General features: G+C 57.2%; 12 protein-coding genes. 10 read left to right on the top strand and 2 right to left on the bottom strand.

Going from position 1 to position 13,163, the window contains the following annotated elements; translation table 11 throughout:
• Window positions 1-7 precede the first annotated feature (7 nt).
• The 5 genes from hflX to BMX75_RS03750 all read left to right on the top strand — a co-directional run bounded on the left by hflX (window position 8) and on the right by BMX75_RS03750 (window position 6,231).
• Entirely contained in the window at window positions 8-1,318 is a 1,311-nt protein-coding gene (gene hflX / locus BMX75_RS03770) for a ribosome rescue GTPase HflX (RefSeq protein ID WP_092825407.1), read from the top strand.
• Between the two features lie 138 nt (window positions 1,319-1,456).
• Window positions 1,457-2,713: an FtsH protease activity modulator HflK gene (gene hflK, locus BMX75_RS03765; protein WP_092825405.1), complete on the top strand. Its 1,257-nt coding sequence runs from the start codon at window positions 1,457-1,459 to the stop codon at window positions 2,711-2,713.
• Window positions 2,714-3,598, top strand: coding sequence for a protease modulator HflC (gene hflC / locus BMX75_RS03760; RefSeq protein WP_092825403.1), 885 nt, complete (start codon window positions 2,714-2,716; stop codon window positions 3,596-3,598).
• A 144-nt stretch (window positions 3,599-3,742) separates the two neighbouring features.
• The gene (locus tag BMX75_RS03755; protein ID WP_092825401.1) at window positions 3,743-4,936 is read left to right on the top strand and encodes an ATP phosphoribosyltransferase regulatory subunit; all 1,194 of its coding nucleotides are present in this window, start codon (window positions 3,743-3,745) and stop codon (window positions 4,934-4,936) included.
• Entirely contained in the window at window positions 4,936-6,231 is a 1,296-nt protein-coding gene (locus BMX75_RS03750) for an adenylosuccinate synthase (protein WP_092825399.1), read from the top strand. Before BMX75_RS03755 ends, BMX75_RS03750 begins: the two co-directional genes overlap by 1 nt.
• 92 nt (window positions 6,232-6,323) lie before the next feature.
• On the opposite strand, the gene cobO is transcribed toward BMX75_RS03750, so the two are convergent.
• Window positions 6,324-6,923 (bottom strand): cob(I)yrinic acid a,c-diamide adenosyltransferase, encoded by a 600-nt coding sequence (gene cobO, locus BMX75_RS03745; RefSeq protein ID WP_092825397.1) that lies wholly within the window; start codon window positions 6,921-6,923, stop codon window positions 6,324-6,326.
• Window positions 6,924-7,125: 202 nt separating this feature from the next.
• Here cobO and BMX75_RS03740 point away from each other — a divergent pair, with 202 nt between their 5' ends.
• The 4 genes from BMX75_RS03740 (at window position 7,126) to BMX75_RS03725 (ending at window position 12,072) form a co-directional block, all read left to right on the top strand.
• Window positions 7,126-7,611: a YajQ family cyclic di-GMP-binding protein gene (locus BMX75_RS03740; RefSeq protein WP_092825395.1), complete on the top strand. Its 486-nt coding sequence runs from the start codon at window positions 7,126-7,128 to the stop codon at window positions 7,609-7,611.
• A 65-nt stretch (window positions 7,612-7,676) separates the two neighbouring features.
• The gene (gene pepN / locus BMX75_RS03735) at window positions 7,677-10,307 is read left to right on the top strand and encodes an aminopeptidase N (RefSeq protein WP_092825393.1); all 2,631 of its coding nucleotides are present in this window, start codon (window positions 7,677-7,679) and stop codon (window positions 10,305-10,307) included.
• Between the two features lie 35 nt (window positions 10,308-10,342).
• On the top strand, window positions 10,343-11,299 hold the full coding sequence (gene yegS / locus BMX75_RS03730; RefSeq protein WP_245748334.1) for a lipid kinase YegS: 957 nt from the start codon (window positions 10,343-10,345) through the stop codon (window positions 11,297-11,299).
• Between the two features lie 68 nt (window positions 11,300-11,367).
• Window positions 11,368-12,072: a hypothetical protein gene (locus BMX75_RS03725; protein WP_092825389.1), complete on the top strand. Its 705-nt coding sequence runs from the start codon at window positions 11,368-11,370 to the stop codon at window positions 12,070-12,072.
• 72 nt (window positions 12,073-12,144) lie between these two features.
• On the opposite strand, the gene BMX75_RS03720 is transcribed toward BMX75_RS03725, so the two are convergent.
• Window positions 12,145-12,348, bottom strand: a complete 204-nt coding sequence (locus tag BMX75_RS03720) for a cold-shock protein (protein WP_066321172.1) — start codon at window positions 12,346-12,348, stop codon at window positions 12,145-12,147.
• A 133-nt stretch (window positions 12,349-12,481) separates the two neighbouring features.
• On the opposite strand from BMX75_RS03720, the gene BMX75_RS03715 reads away from it, so the two are divergent.
• On the top strand, window positions 12,482-13,138 hold the full coding sequence (locus BMX75_RS03715; RefSeq protein WP_092825387.1) for a LysE family translocator: 657 nt from the start codon (window positions 12,482-12,484) through the stop codon (window positions 13,136-13,138).
• Window positions 13,139-13,163: the final 25 nt, after the last annotated feature.

Here is a 13,163-nt window from a genome sequence, read left to right as displayed (position 1 = left end):
GTATTGATTGTTTTTTGAACGCCCTGAAGCCGGAGAAACGGCAGTGCTTGTTCACGTTGATTTTCAGGATGAACAAGCGCGCGAAGACCCGGGTGAGTTTTTAGAGCTCGTACGTTCTGCCGGTGCAGAAGCTGCGACGTTGCTCACGGCCAGCCGACACCGCCCTGATTCGCGCACTTTTATCGGGTCGGGCAAGTTGGAAGAGCTGCGGGCAATGCTCGCAGCTCACCAGGCTGAGCTGGTCATCTTTAACCATGGTCTAGGCCCATCGCAGCAGCGTAACCTTGAGCGTGAGCTCAAATGTCGCGTGCTGGACCGGACGGGCCTGATTCTGGATATTTTTGCACAGCGTGCACGCACCCATGAAGGTAAGCTACAGGTTGAGCTTGCTCAGCTTGAATACGTATCCACGCGCTTGATTCGCGGGTGGACTCACCTGGAGCGTCAGAAGGGCGGTATTGGTCTGCGCGGCCCGGGTGAAACACAGTTGGAAACCGATCGGCGGCTCCTCCGTGGCCGTATCAAATCGATTAACAAGCGACTTGATAAAGTACGCAGCCAGCGTGAACAGAACCGCCGAGCCCGTGCGCGGGCTGAGATTCACAGCGTCTCGCTGGTCGGCTATACCAACGCAGGAAAATCAACCCTCTTCAATGCATTAACGCAGTCGCACGTGTATGCTGCCGATCAGTTGTTTGCAACGCTTGACCCGACATTGAGACGTCTGGAAATTGAAGATGTAGGGCCTGTCGTGATGGCCGATACCGTCGGTTTTATCCGTCACCTGCCCCACAAGCTCGTGGAAGCGTTTCAGGCCACGCTTCAGGAAGCGGCTGACGCAACCCTGCTGGTGCATGTCATCGATGCTGCTGACCCTGACCGTGACCTTAACGTCGAGCAGGTCGAGCGTGTGCTGGAAGAAATTGGTGCCGAGGATGTCCCGGTACTGAAAGTCATGAATAAAATTGACAAGCTGGACAGCGCGCCCCGCATTGAGCGTGATGGGCAGGGAAGGCCGGATGTCGTGTGGCTTTCAGCTCAGGAAGGCAAGGGGCTAGCGTTACTCCACGAAGCGCTCACGGAGCGCCTGGCAAGCGATGTCATTGGCTTTTCGCTAACGTTAGCCCCCGAGCAGGGCAAGCTACGTGCGGGTCTTCACGAATTGAATGCCGTGCAGGAGGAAGCATTCGATGAACAGGGACGTTCGGTGTTGAACGTGCGTTTACCGCGCCGCGACTTTAACCAGTTGATGGCGCAGCTTGGCGAACGCGCCAATACCTATTTGCCCGCCGATCTGCGCGAAACGAGCGAATGGTGAGCTCTTTTGGCAGCGGATGGGTACGAGCGCCCGGTCAGTGACCGAACAAGCTTCAGATTGCATAATACTAAATTGCGCTGTGGCCCCGTGTTAATGTCGGGGTCTAAGCGTGAGTGAATACCTCAGTGGAGACGAAGTATGGCCTGGAATGAGCCCGGTGGTGGCAACCAGCATGACCCTTGGAGTGGTGGTGGCCGACGAGGCGGTAGCGACGGCGGTGGAAACCGCGGTGGCAATAACGATGGCAACAACGGCAACAAAGGAGGCAACAACCAAGGCCCCCCCGATCTCGACGAAGCGCTGAAGAAGTTTCAGGACAAGTTGAGTAGCATGCTCGGTGGTGGCAAGAAATCCGGCGGTGGTGGTAACAAGGGCAGCGGTGGCGGCAAGCCTCGTAATGTCTTTGCGCTACCAGGCTTGTTGATCATTGTCGCACTGGCGATCTGGGGCGCAATGGGCTTTTATCTGGTAGACCAGTCTGAGCGTGGTGTTGTGCTCCGCTTTGGTGAATATCAGGATATCGTGACGCCAGGCCTGCAGTGGAATCCGCCGTTGATCGATGAAGTGCGGATGGTCAACGTGACGCGCGTGCGCTCATTGACGCAGACTCAGTCGATGTTGACCCGCGATGAAAACATCGTTGAGGTGGAAATTTCTGCCCAGTACCGCGTCGCCGACCCGCGCGACTTTGTGCTCAACGTCCGCAATCCGGCACTGTCGATCGACAACGCTCTCGACTCGGCCCTGCGTCATGTCGTCGGCGGCACTGACATGATCGACATCCTGACCTCAGGTCGTGAGATTCTGGGCAGCTCGGTCACCAGTCGTCTGCAGTCTTATCTGGACAACTACGGGGTGGGGATTCAACTGCAAACCATCAACATCGAATCTACCTCTGCACCGCAGCCCGTCATTGATGCGTTCGATGATGTTATCCGTGCTCGCGAGGATCGCCAGCGCCTGATCAACCAGGGCATGGCATATGCCAACGCGATTATCCCTGAAGCCCAGGGTCAGGCACAGCGCGTGGTTGAGCAGGGGCAAGGTTATCGTGAGTCCGTGGTTGCCGAAGCCCAGGGTCAGGCCAACCGCTTTAACTCCTTGCTGGCTGAATACCAGAATTCGCCGGATATCATGCGTGAACGCATGTACCTTGATGCCATTGAAGAAGTCTTTGGTGAAACGCCCAAGGTGCTGCTGGATGTCAGTGATAACGCGCCGATGATGTATCTGCCTCTTGAGCAGTTGAACCGTGGCCAGCGCGCCAGTGGCGCATCGCAGCAGAGCAACACTGACGGTGTCGACCCCCGAGTGCTGGAAAGCTTGCAAAGCAGTAATAGCCAGAGTGGTAACCCTTCATCCAGTAGCAGCTCTATCCGCAGGGAGGGCCGGTAAATGATCAATAATCGATCCCTGCTAATCGTTGGCGGTATTGCCGCTGTCGCATGGCTTGCCAGTAATACGCTTTATGTCGTCGATGAAACCGAGCGTGCCGTAAAGTTACGCTTCGGTGAAGTCGTCGAAGAAAACATCCAGCCCGGTCTGCACGCCAAGATGCCGATTGCGCAGACCGTACGCACCTTCGATACGCGCCTGTTGACGCTGGATACCGATACCAGCCGCTATCTGACCCTCGAGCAGAAAGCGGTCATTGTCGATTCCTACGTTAAGTGGCAAGTGGTCAACCCCACGCGCTATTACGAGGCCACGGCCGGTGATGAGATGATGGCGACTCGCCTGATTCAACCGCGTGTCGACGAGAGTCTGCGTAACGAATTCGGTCGACTGAACCTTCAGCAAATCATCGCCGAGCAGCGTGACGACCTGATGGATGGCCCGACCGAAGATCTTGACTCGCTGATGCGCGAGGAGCTTGGTGTGGCGATTCGCGACATTCGTATCAAACGTATCGACCTGCCTGAAGACGTATCGGCAGCGGTATTTGAGCGGATGCGTTCAGAACGCGAGCGTGAAGCCCGTGAATGGCGTGCTCAGGGCCAAGAAGAGGCCGAACGCATCCGTGCGAACGCGGATCGTCGCCGTCAGGTTCTGCTTGCTCAGGCCAATGAACGCTCTGAAACACTGCGTGGTGAAGGTGATGCCCAGGCGGCTGCCATCTTCTCTGAGGCCTATAGTCAGGATCAGGAGTTCTTCACCTTCTGGCGCAGTCTGAATGCCTATCGCGAGAGCTTCTCGGGTGATGACAATCTGCTGGTGCTGGAGCCAAGTAGCGACTTCTTCCGCTACCTACGCAGCGCCATACCTGACGAAGGCAGTTAAGCCATTGGCGCAGGCCCCGTCGGACATCGGCGGGGTTCAACGCGTCACAAAACGTGGTAGACTTTATCAACCGGGCGTTGCCCGGTTTTTTTGTGGCCCTATGTCATTGGGCCTTCATTATTGTCGTCTCGCAGGATTGTTCACATGACCATTGCTGACCGCTGGCTATTGCCCGACGGCATGGACGAAGTGCTGCCGCCTCAGGCAAGCCGTATGGAAGAGCTACGCCGGACGTTGCTGGATCTATACCATGGCTGGGGCTATGACCAAGTCATGCCACCGCCGGTGGAGTTTCTGGACTCTCTGCTTACCGGCACGGGAACCGACCTGGACCTCCAGACCTTCAAGTTGACCGACCAGTTGACGGGGCGGATGATGGGTGCGTCGGCGGACGTCACGCCTCAGGTGGCGCGAATGGACGCCCATTCGCTTAAACGCCAGGGGCCGGTGCGCCTGTGCTATTGCACCAACGTATTGCGTGCCAAGGCAGATCAGCACCAGGGGGGACGCAGTCCCGTCCAGGTGGGAGTCGAGCTGTTTGGCCACGCCGGGCTTGATGCCGACAAGGAAATTATCCACCTGGCGTTGTCCAGTCTGCAGGCGGCAGGTGCCCAGGAGGTCCACCTGGCGCTGGGGCATATCGGTATCTATCGGAGCCTGGTAGAGGCGGCGGAATTGAACGCCGAGCAGGAAGCGCAGCTGTTTGACGCCCTGGCGTTGAAGTCACCGGGCCTGCTGGCAGAAAACGTCAGTGCCAGCGTGACAGATCCTGCCTTGGCCGAGATGCTATTAGCCCTGGGCGAACTGCATGGGGATGCCGATATTTTGCTTCAAGCGCGCGAACGCCTGGCGGGTGCGCCCGCATCGGTGGTTGCGGCGCTGGACCAGCTGGATGCCCTCTATCAAGGTGTGCTCGCACAGTTTGATGTGTCGTTGTATTTTGATCTTGCCGAGTTGCGCGGCTATCAATACCACACCGGCATGATGTTTGCGGCTTATGTGCCAGGCTACGGCCATGCCCTGGCGAAAGGCGGTCGCTACGATGATACGGGGCGTGCCTTCGGTCGTGCGCGCCCGGCAACCGGCTTTTCGATGGACTTGAAGCAACTGGCCTCACTGGACGTGGCCTCGCCGGCGCAAGGCGCAATATGGGCGCCCGCCGAGCAGGCCGCATCGCTTGATGCTGCCATTGCCGTGCTGCGTGAGCAGGGCGAGCGGGTGATTCAGGCGCTGCCAGGGCAGCGTACGGGACCGGCGGAACACGGTTGTGACCGCCGTCTTGAGTTTATCGATGGTCGTTGGCAGCCAACGACACTGACACAAGAGACGAGTGCATAATGGGTAAGAATGTCGTAGTCCTGGGAACCCAGTGGGGCGATGAAGGCAAAGGCAAGATCGTTGATTTGCTGACCGAGTCAGCGTCGGCGGTGGTGCGGTTTCAGGGGGGGCATAACGCGGGTCATACGCTGGTGATCGACGGTGAAAAAACCGTGCTTCACCTGATCCCTTCCGGCGTGCTGCGGCCTGGCAAGACCTGCATCATCGGCAATGGCGTGGTGCTCTCGCCGGAAGCGCTGATCAAGGAAATTCGCGAGCTCGAAGCCAAAGGCGTTCCAGTGCGTGAACGGCTGCGCTTATCGCCTGCCTGCCCGTTGATCCTGCCATACCACGTATGCCTGGATCAGGCACGGGAAAAGGCCCGTGGTATCGCCAAGATTGGCACGACAGGCCGGGGTATTGGCCCCGCGTATGAAGATAAGGTTGCCCGCCGGGGGTTGCGCCTGGGGGATATGCTTCACCGTGAACGCTTTGCTTCCAAGCTGGGCGAAGTGCTCGATTACCACAACTTTGTCCTGGTCAATTACCACGGCGAGCCAGCGGTGGACTTCCAGAAGGTGCTCGATAACGCCATGCAGATGGCCGAAGAGCTGCGCCCAATGGTGAGTGATACGGTAAGCATGGTTCACGATCTGCGCAAAGCCGGAGAGAATATTCTCTTCGAAGGTGCCCAGGGGTCGCTGCTGGATATCGATCACGGGACCTATCCGTTCGTGACCAGCTCCAATACCACCGCGGGCGGGACGGCGACGGGGTCCGGCGTTGGTCCGCTGTATCTGGACTATGTGCTGGGGATCACCAAAGCCTACACCACCCGCGTCGGGTCGGGTCCGTTTCCCACCGAGCTGTTTGACGCCCACGGCCGCCATCTGGCCGAGAAGGGCCATGAGTTCGGCGCTACCACCGGCCGTCCGCGGCGCTGTGGCTGGTTCGATGCCGTCGCGCTTCGCCATGCGGTGCAAATCAATTCGGTGTCGGGTATCTGTCTGACCAAGTTGGATGTGCTCGACGGGCTGGAAAATATCCGCGTCTGTGTTGGTTACCGCAGCAAAGACGGTGACGTGCTCGATACGCCAGTGGATTCGGAAGGCTACGAAGCTCTCGAACCGGTCTATGAGGATCTGCCTGGCTGGAAAGAGTCGACCCTGGGCGTGAAAAAGGTCGAAGACCTGCCGGCCAATGCTCGGGCCTACATCAGCTTCCTGGAAGAAAAAGTCGGCACCAGTATCGATATTATTTCCACCGGCCCGGACCGTATCGAAACGATCGTGCTGCGCAATCCGTTCGATGAATAGCCTCCCGAATAGCGGGCAAAGCCTGTAGGATGAGGCGTATAGGAAGGGGCGACGTGTTCGCCCCTTTTTTTAGGCCTGTCTCATGCAAACGCTTAAAAATCGATGCCCCGGCGCGCCTGGATGCCGTTATTGAAGGCATGGCGGACTTCCTGCATGTCGGTCACCGTATCGGCCATGGTGACGAGTTCGCGGTGGGCGTTACGACCGGTAATAATCACGGTCTGTTCGCGTGGCCGCTTTTCTATGGCGGCCTTGACCGTGGCAATATCCAGATAGCCAAACTTGAGCATGTAGGTGATCTCGTCCAGCACCACCAGGTAGGTGTCGGGGTCGGCCAGCATTTTCTCTGCGTCTTGCCATACCTCCTGGCATGCCTGGGTATCCGCTTCACGGTTTTGCGTTTCCCAGGTGAAACCGGTGGCCATGATGGCAACACTCAGGTTGGGGTCTTCTTCCAGTCGATTGCGCTCGCCGCACTCCCAAAGCCCCTTGATAAACTGAACGACGCCAACTTTATAGCCGTAGCCAAGGGCGCGGGTCACCGTGCCCCAGGCCGCTGTCGTCTTGCCCTTGCCGTTGCCGGTGTTGATGAGCACTAGACCACGCTGCTCGGTGGCATCCGCGACCTTCTCATCGACGCGTGCCTTGAGTTTTTCCATTGATGCTTTATGGCGTGTATTGCGGTCAGACATGGACTTTCCTCAGGGTCGAGAATAGGGGGTGCGGCGTCCTAGGTTAAGCGATTCATCGTGCCTTGAACATCAAGGCGTATCCCCTTTTATTCCACGATAAGTTGGCTGGATTCAGTATTTCGGCGATTTCTACCGACAGAATTGGCCGGTAGGGGGCTGGCTGCTCTAGAATAGTGGGTCATGTCCTGTCAGGAATCCGTCTATGCCCTCATTTGATATTGTCTCTGAGTTTGATCAGCACGAAGCGGCCAATGCCGTCGACCAGGCCAACCGCGAAGTTCAGTCCCGCTTTGATTTCAAAGGGGTAGATGCGTCCTTTACGCTTGAAAAGGAGTCGGTGCAGCTTGAAGCCGAGGTCGATTTTCAGCTCAAGCAGATGCTGGACGTGTTGCGTAACCGCTTGATTGCGCGGGGTATCGATGCACGTTGCATGGACATTAAAGACCCTGTGCTATCGGGTGTCAAAGCTCGTCAGGAGGTAGCGCTCAAGCAGGGGCTGGATCAAAGCGAGGCAAAAGACGTGGTCAAGCGTATCAAGGCCAGCAAGCTTAAAGTCCAGGCACAAATTCAGGGTGAAAAGGTGCGTGTCACAGGTAAAAAGCGTGACGACCTGCAAAGCGTCATGTCGCTATTGCGCGGTGAGGGAGGACCGGAACTACCGCTTCAGTTCGATAATTTCCGGGATTGACCCCCGCGCCCTGATAGTCTCTGTACGCCGCCAATAACAGCACTGACCATAAGGAGTTTCTCATCATGTCTGATCCGCAGCCGGTTTATTTAAGCGATTACCAGCCTCCCGCCTATCGGGTGACCCATACCGAGCTGACGTTTGATCTTGACCCCGCCGCGACCCGAGTAAAAGCGCGTCTGCAAATCGAGCGACAAGCATCGGCCAATGCTGATGAACCACTCAAGCTTGACGGTGAGCAACTGACCCTTGACGCCTTGCTGATTGATGGCAGCCCACTGGCGGATAACGATTATCAGTTAAGCGAGAAGGGGCTCCGTATCGAGCGGGTGCCTGCGCGCTTTACCCTGGAAAGTGAGGTGCAACTCTCGCCCAAGGACAACACCGCCCTGGAAGGCCTTTACCAATCCAACGGCATGTTTTGCACCCAGTGTGAGGCGGAGGGGTTCCGCCGTATCACCTTTTACCCTGATCGTCCGGATGTGATGTCGACCTTTAAAGTGACCGTCATCGGCGATCGCGAGCGCGAACCCGTCCTGCTCGCCAACGGTAACCCGATTGAGCAAGGCGATCTTGAAAACGGTCGTCACTTTGCCGTCTGGGAAGATCCGCACCCCAAGCCCTGCTACCTGTTTGCTCTGGTCGCTGGGGATCTGCATAAGGTGGAAGACCACTTCACCACCCAGTCCGGGCGAGATGTAACGCTGCAGCTTTGGGTGGAAGAGGAGAACCTGCAGAAAACCGATCACGCCATGGGGTCACTCAAACGCGCCATGGCGTGGGATGAACAGGCTTACGGGCGCGAATACGATCTGGATCTGTTCATGATCGTGGCGGTCAACGACTTCAACATGGGGGCCATGGAAAACAAAGGCCTCAATATCTTTAATTCGGCGGCGGTATTAGCCCATCCTGATACGGCCACCGATGGCGCCTTTCAGACAGTTGAGGGCATCGTTGCCCACGAATACTTTCACAACTGGTCGGGGAACCGGGTGACCTGCCGCGACTGGTTTCAGCTGTCCCTGAAAGAGGGCTTCACGGTCTTCCGCGACCAGTGCTTCTCGGCCGAGACCAACTCCGCGCCGGTGAAGCGCATTCAGGACGTGTCGTTTTTCCGCACGGCACAGTTTGCCGAAGACGCGGGGCCAACGGCCCACCCGGTACGGCCTGATCACTATATTGAGATCACCAATTTCTACACCCTGACCATTTATGAAAAGGGCGCTGAAATCGTCCGCATGTTGTGCAATCTGGTCGGCTGGGACGCCTTTCGGCAAGGGGCGGATCGTTACTTTGCGCGCTTCGACGGCCAGGCGGTCACCATCGAAGACTTCGTGGATTGCATGGCAGAGGCCTCGGGACTCGACCTCAGTCAGTTCATGCGCTGGTACTCCCAGGCGGGGACCCCGGAAATCGATGCCCATGGCGAGTATGACTATGCCCACGGCGAGTACCATTTGACGCTGCGTCAGCGGACCCCCGCCACGCCGGGCCAGGTGGATAAAGACCCGTTGCATATCCCCATCGCCATGGGCCTGGTGGGTACCAAGTCAGGCCAGGACCTGGCGCTTACCCTGGAAGGCGAAAAGCTCGGCAAAGAGACCGTGATCCATCTGCGCGATGACGAGCAGACCTTCGTATTTACCGACGTGGCCGAGGCTCCGGTGCCTTCGCTGCTACGTAACTTCTCCGCCCCGGTGAAGCTGCATTTTCCGTATTCACGTGAAGATCTTGCCTTCCTGCTGACCCAGGACAGCGATGGATTTAACCGCTGGGATGCCGGGCAGCGGCTGGCAATGCTGGCGCTTGATGACTTGATTGCCGCTCACCGCAATGGTGTTGAAAAGGTAATGGACAGCCGCGTCGTCGAGGCATTCCGAACGCTATTGAGCAATACACCGTCGGACAAGGCGGTGTTGGCCGAAATGCTTACGCTACCTTCGGAAGCGTACATCGCCGAGCAACAGCCGATTGTCGACGTCGATGCCATTCATGCAGCCCGAGAGTTTGTCCGACAGTCACTGGCGATGGCGCTGCGTGATGAGTTCATGGCGGCCTTTGAGGCCAATCGTTCCAGTGAACCCTATGCGCCGACCCCTGAGCAGATTGCCCAGCGCAGCTTGAAGAACGTGGCGCTCAGCTACCTGATGTCGATTGAAGACGAGCAGGGCGTGGCGCTTTGCGAAGGTCAGTTTGCGGCGAACCACAACATGACCGATGTTCGCCATGCCTTGACGCTGCTGGTTCACAGTGACCGCGACGACCTGGCCACGCCAGCGCTTAAGACCTTCGGTGAAAAGTGGGCCCATGACCCGCTGGTCATGGATCAGTGGTTCACGGTTCAGGTGTCGCGTCCCCAGCCGGACGTGCTCGACCGGGTGAAGTACCTGATGGCCCATCCGGCCTTCTCGCTGAAAAATCCCAATCGCGTGCGTGCGCTAATTGGTGCTTTTGCTCAGAACCGTGTCAACTTTCACCGCCTGGATGGACAGGGTTATGCCCTGCTGGCGGATGTGGTGATAGAGCTCAACAGGCTGAACCCAGAAATAGCGGCACGTCTGATTACGCCGCTGACCCGTTGGCAACGGTTCGATGAAACGCGGCAGGACCTGATGCGGTCAGAGCTTGAACGCATTCAACGCGAACCGCTCTCGAGCAATGTATACGAGGTGGTTGAAAAAGCGCTCGCGTAATGATCACGAGGGAGCGGCGACGAAAGGGAATCTCAGTGACAACACCAAAGCGTTTTTTACTCATTGTTAATGGTAAATCAGCCGGTAATGCGGCGTTACGTGAAGCGGTAGCTGAGCAGAGAAAGGCAGGGATGCCGATTAGTGTTCGGGTAACCTGGGAAGCAGGCGATGCCAAGCATTTTGCCGAGTCCGCCGTCGGTATGGGAGTGACCCATGTGATTGCCTGTGGCGGGGATGGTACCGTCAACGAGGTGATGAACGGCCTGATGTGCCTGGATAAAGAGCGGCGGCCGATTCTGGGGATTGTCCCCTTGGGTAGCGCCAATGACTTTGCCACCTCGGTAGGCTTGCCGCTGGAGCCGTCAGAGGCGCTTTCGGCGGCGTTGACGCTTTCTGACTACCCGATTGACGTCGTTAAACTATGTGCCGAGAGCGATACTGAGTCGGTCACCAGCTATTACGTCAATATGATGACGGCAGGCTTTGGTGCTGAAATTACCTCGTCGACCCCCAAAATGCTCAAGCGCATCCTGGGTGGGGGAGCTTATTCACTGATGGGAGCCGTCAAGGCATGGCGACATCGCAGCTATCGTGGCACCCTATATTGGGGTGATCAGCAGGAGTCGACGTCGCTTTTACTGCTGGCAATTGGCAACGGCCGTCAGTCAGGCGGTGGGCAGGTGCTGGCCCCCAGGGCAAAATTGGACGACGGACATCTCGATATTCTCGTGGTCAAGGATTTTCTTACCGCGAAAGCGCTGCCCGATTTGATCAGGGAATTGCAGAGTTTCCCCAGTCAGGGGCGCTTCGTGCGTTATGTATCGGCGCGGGCGCTCAGCGTGTCGACATTATATGAAGATCCCCCGTGGCCGTTAACCCTGGATGGTGAGGCACGCCATTATCGACGCTTTCGCGCTGACGTCGTGCCGTTGGCCATCCAGGTGGTGCTGCCCGATCAATGCCCACTATTGTCATCGGTCGTAGAGACCTGAAATTGATAACCTGTCATAGGCCCACTTTTTAGAGGCGATGAGGTGTACACATTGAGGAGACAACATAAATGATTAAAAGCGTTTGGCTACCCGTGCTAGCAGCTGTCATGTTGGTGGTCAGTGGCTGTGGCGATAACGACGAAACGTCGGACGCCAATCAACAGGAAGAGCCCGCTTCATCATCAAATGATGTAGCCGCAGGATCTGCTGGTGCTGAAGAGGAAGAGCCGGTCACCGCTGAGCTCGACGCCAACGGCAGCGAGGAAGATAGCGACACTATCGAGTCGCGCCAAGCGGAAGAGGAATTGGCGAGAGCTGAGGCGCTTGAGAGTGACACGGTAGCAGAGGAGGCTGCCCCACAGACCGAGGACGTCGAGGCGGGCGAAGATACCCTGGCCGCCAACCCCGAAGATGTGCTGGAGGAGGGCGGCGCAATGCCCGGTGAAGCAACACGGTCGGATGTAGACGAGATGATTGCCGAGACCGAACGCCGCTTCGAGGAGGCGCAGCAGCGTCTGGATGAACAGTTCCAGGAAGTTGAGGAGCAGGCTCCGGTTATTGAACCTATCAGCGATGAGGAGATGGAAGAACGCTGGGAGTTTGACAGCAGCCTGCCTGAGTCGGCTCGCGACGAAGAGCGCACCCGCGGAAGCAATATCGATGAGTTGATCGAAGACACCGAGCGGCGTTTTGAAGAGGCCGAGCAGCGGTTGAATGAACAGTTTGAATCAATCGAGGCAGAACGCCCCGAGAGTTTTGAACTGGAGGAGTGATTTCTCTGGTGAGGCTTTCAGGGAAAATAAAAAGGCCCGCATCAAGAGGCGGGCCTTGGGCGCGATAGCGTATTATGCAACGCGAATGTTGGAAGCCTGGAGGCCTTTTTTACCTTGGGTCACTTCAAAGCTGACTTTCTGACCATCCTGCAGGCTTTTGAAGCCTTCAGCTTGAATTTCGGAGAAGTGGGCAAACAGATCGTCACCCCCGTCATCCGGGGAGATGAAGCCGTAGCCTTTGGTATCGTTGAACCACTTGACAGTGCCAGTTGCCATTATGCATTTCCTTCACGAGCTTGATGTTCAAGCGGGGCGCTATTGCGAGCCCGCCTGAATCACTCTAGATGCAAAAAAACCGGTCGTCCAGTCACAATGCGATGAATCTCTTCTACTCTGTGGGTGCCTTTTTATGACGCCATCCAGCTTGATTGATGCGCAGTTTGTGTCATTTCTCATTGCCATTACGTTGCTGTCGGTCACCCCTGGGGTTGATACGCTGCTGGTGATCCGTAATACGGCCAGGGGCGGGCTACGTGACGGGGTCGCTACCAGCATGGCGATCTGCAGCGGACTGTTCGTGCATGCCACCATATCGGCAATGGGGATTTCGCTGATATTGCTGCAATCGGCCTGGGCCTTTCATGCTTTGAAACTTATCGGAGCCGGCTATTTGATCTGGTTGGGAATTAGCAGTCTGCTGGCGGCACGGCGTGGTCAGCCATTGCCGGTAAAAGGTGTGATGACCTCTGATACGGCCGTTCCGTTTTGGCAACCGCTGAAAGAAGGGTTTTTATCCAATGTGCTCAACCCCAAGACGGTGGTGTTTTACATGGCTTTTTTGCCGCAGTTCATTGCCCCGAGCGATCCGGCGCTGGTCAAATCGCTATGGTTGGCTGGCGTGCATTTCGTGATTGCCAATCTGTGGCAAATCAGCGTGGTGCTGATGGTCGGCGGCGCCGGAAAATGGCTGGCCAGCGCACGTTTTGCGCAAACGCTCAACGCCATGACCGGCGCTGTACTGGTGATGCTAGGGATTCGGCTGGCATTTTCACAGCGGCCGGTTTAAGCGGCCGCTGTCCGCCTTGCGCATA

It is taken from the genome of Vreelandella subterranea, from assembly GCF_900111305.1.
Lineage (GTDB): Bacteria > Pseudomonadota > Gammaproteobacteria > Pseudomonadales > Halomonadaceae > Vreelandella > Vreelandella subterranea.
Note: the sequence above shows the minus strand (reverse complement) of the source record. Positions and strands in the feature narration are given on the sequence as shown.

Bases quoted from the DNA above. Each gene is read 5' to 3' on its own strand.
- hflK (WP_092825405.1), top strand. From the start codon at position 1,457: ATGGCCTGGAATGAGCCCGGTGGTGGCAACCAGCATGACCCTTGGAGT.
- hflC (WP_092825403.1), top strand. From the start codon at position 2,714: ATGATCAATAATCGATCCCTGCTAATCGTTGGCGGTATTGCCGCTGTC.
- BMX75_RS03755 (WP_092825401.1), top strand. From the start codon at position 3,743: ATGACCATTGCTGACCGCTGGCTATTGCCCGACGGCATGGACGAAGTG.
- BMX75_RS03750 (WP_092825399.1), top strand. From the start codon at position 4,936: ATGGGTAAGAATGTCGTAGTCCTGGGAACCCAGTGGGGCGATGAAGGC.
- cobO (WP_092825397.1), bottom strand. From the start codon at position 6,923: ATGTCTGACCGCAATACACGCCATAAAGCATCAATGGAAAAACTCAAG.
- BMX75_RS03740 (WP_092825395.1), top strand. From the start codon at position 7,126: ATGCCCTCATTTGATATTGTCTCTGAGTTTGATCAGCACGAAGCGGCC.
- pepN (WP_092825393.1), top strand. From the start codon at position 7,677: ATGTCTGATCCGCAGCCGGTTTATTTAAGCGATTACCAGCCTCCCGCC.
- BMX75_RS03725 (WP_092825389.1), top strand. From the start codon at position 11,368: ATGATTAAAAGCGTTTGGCTACCCGTGCTAGCAGCTGTCATGTTGGTG.
- BMX75_RS03720 (WP_066321172.1), bottom strand. From the start codon at position 12,348: ATGGCAACTGGCACTGTCAAGTGGTTCAACGATACCAAAGGCTACGGC.
- BMX75_RS03715 (WP_092825387.1), top strand. From the start codon at position 12,482: ATGACGCCATCCAGCTTGATTGATGCGCAGTTTGTGTCATTTCTCATT.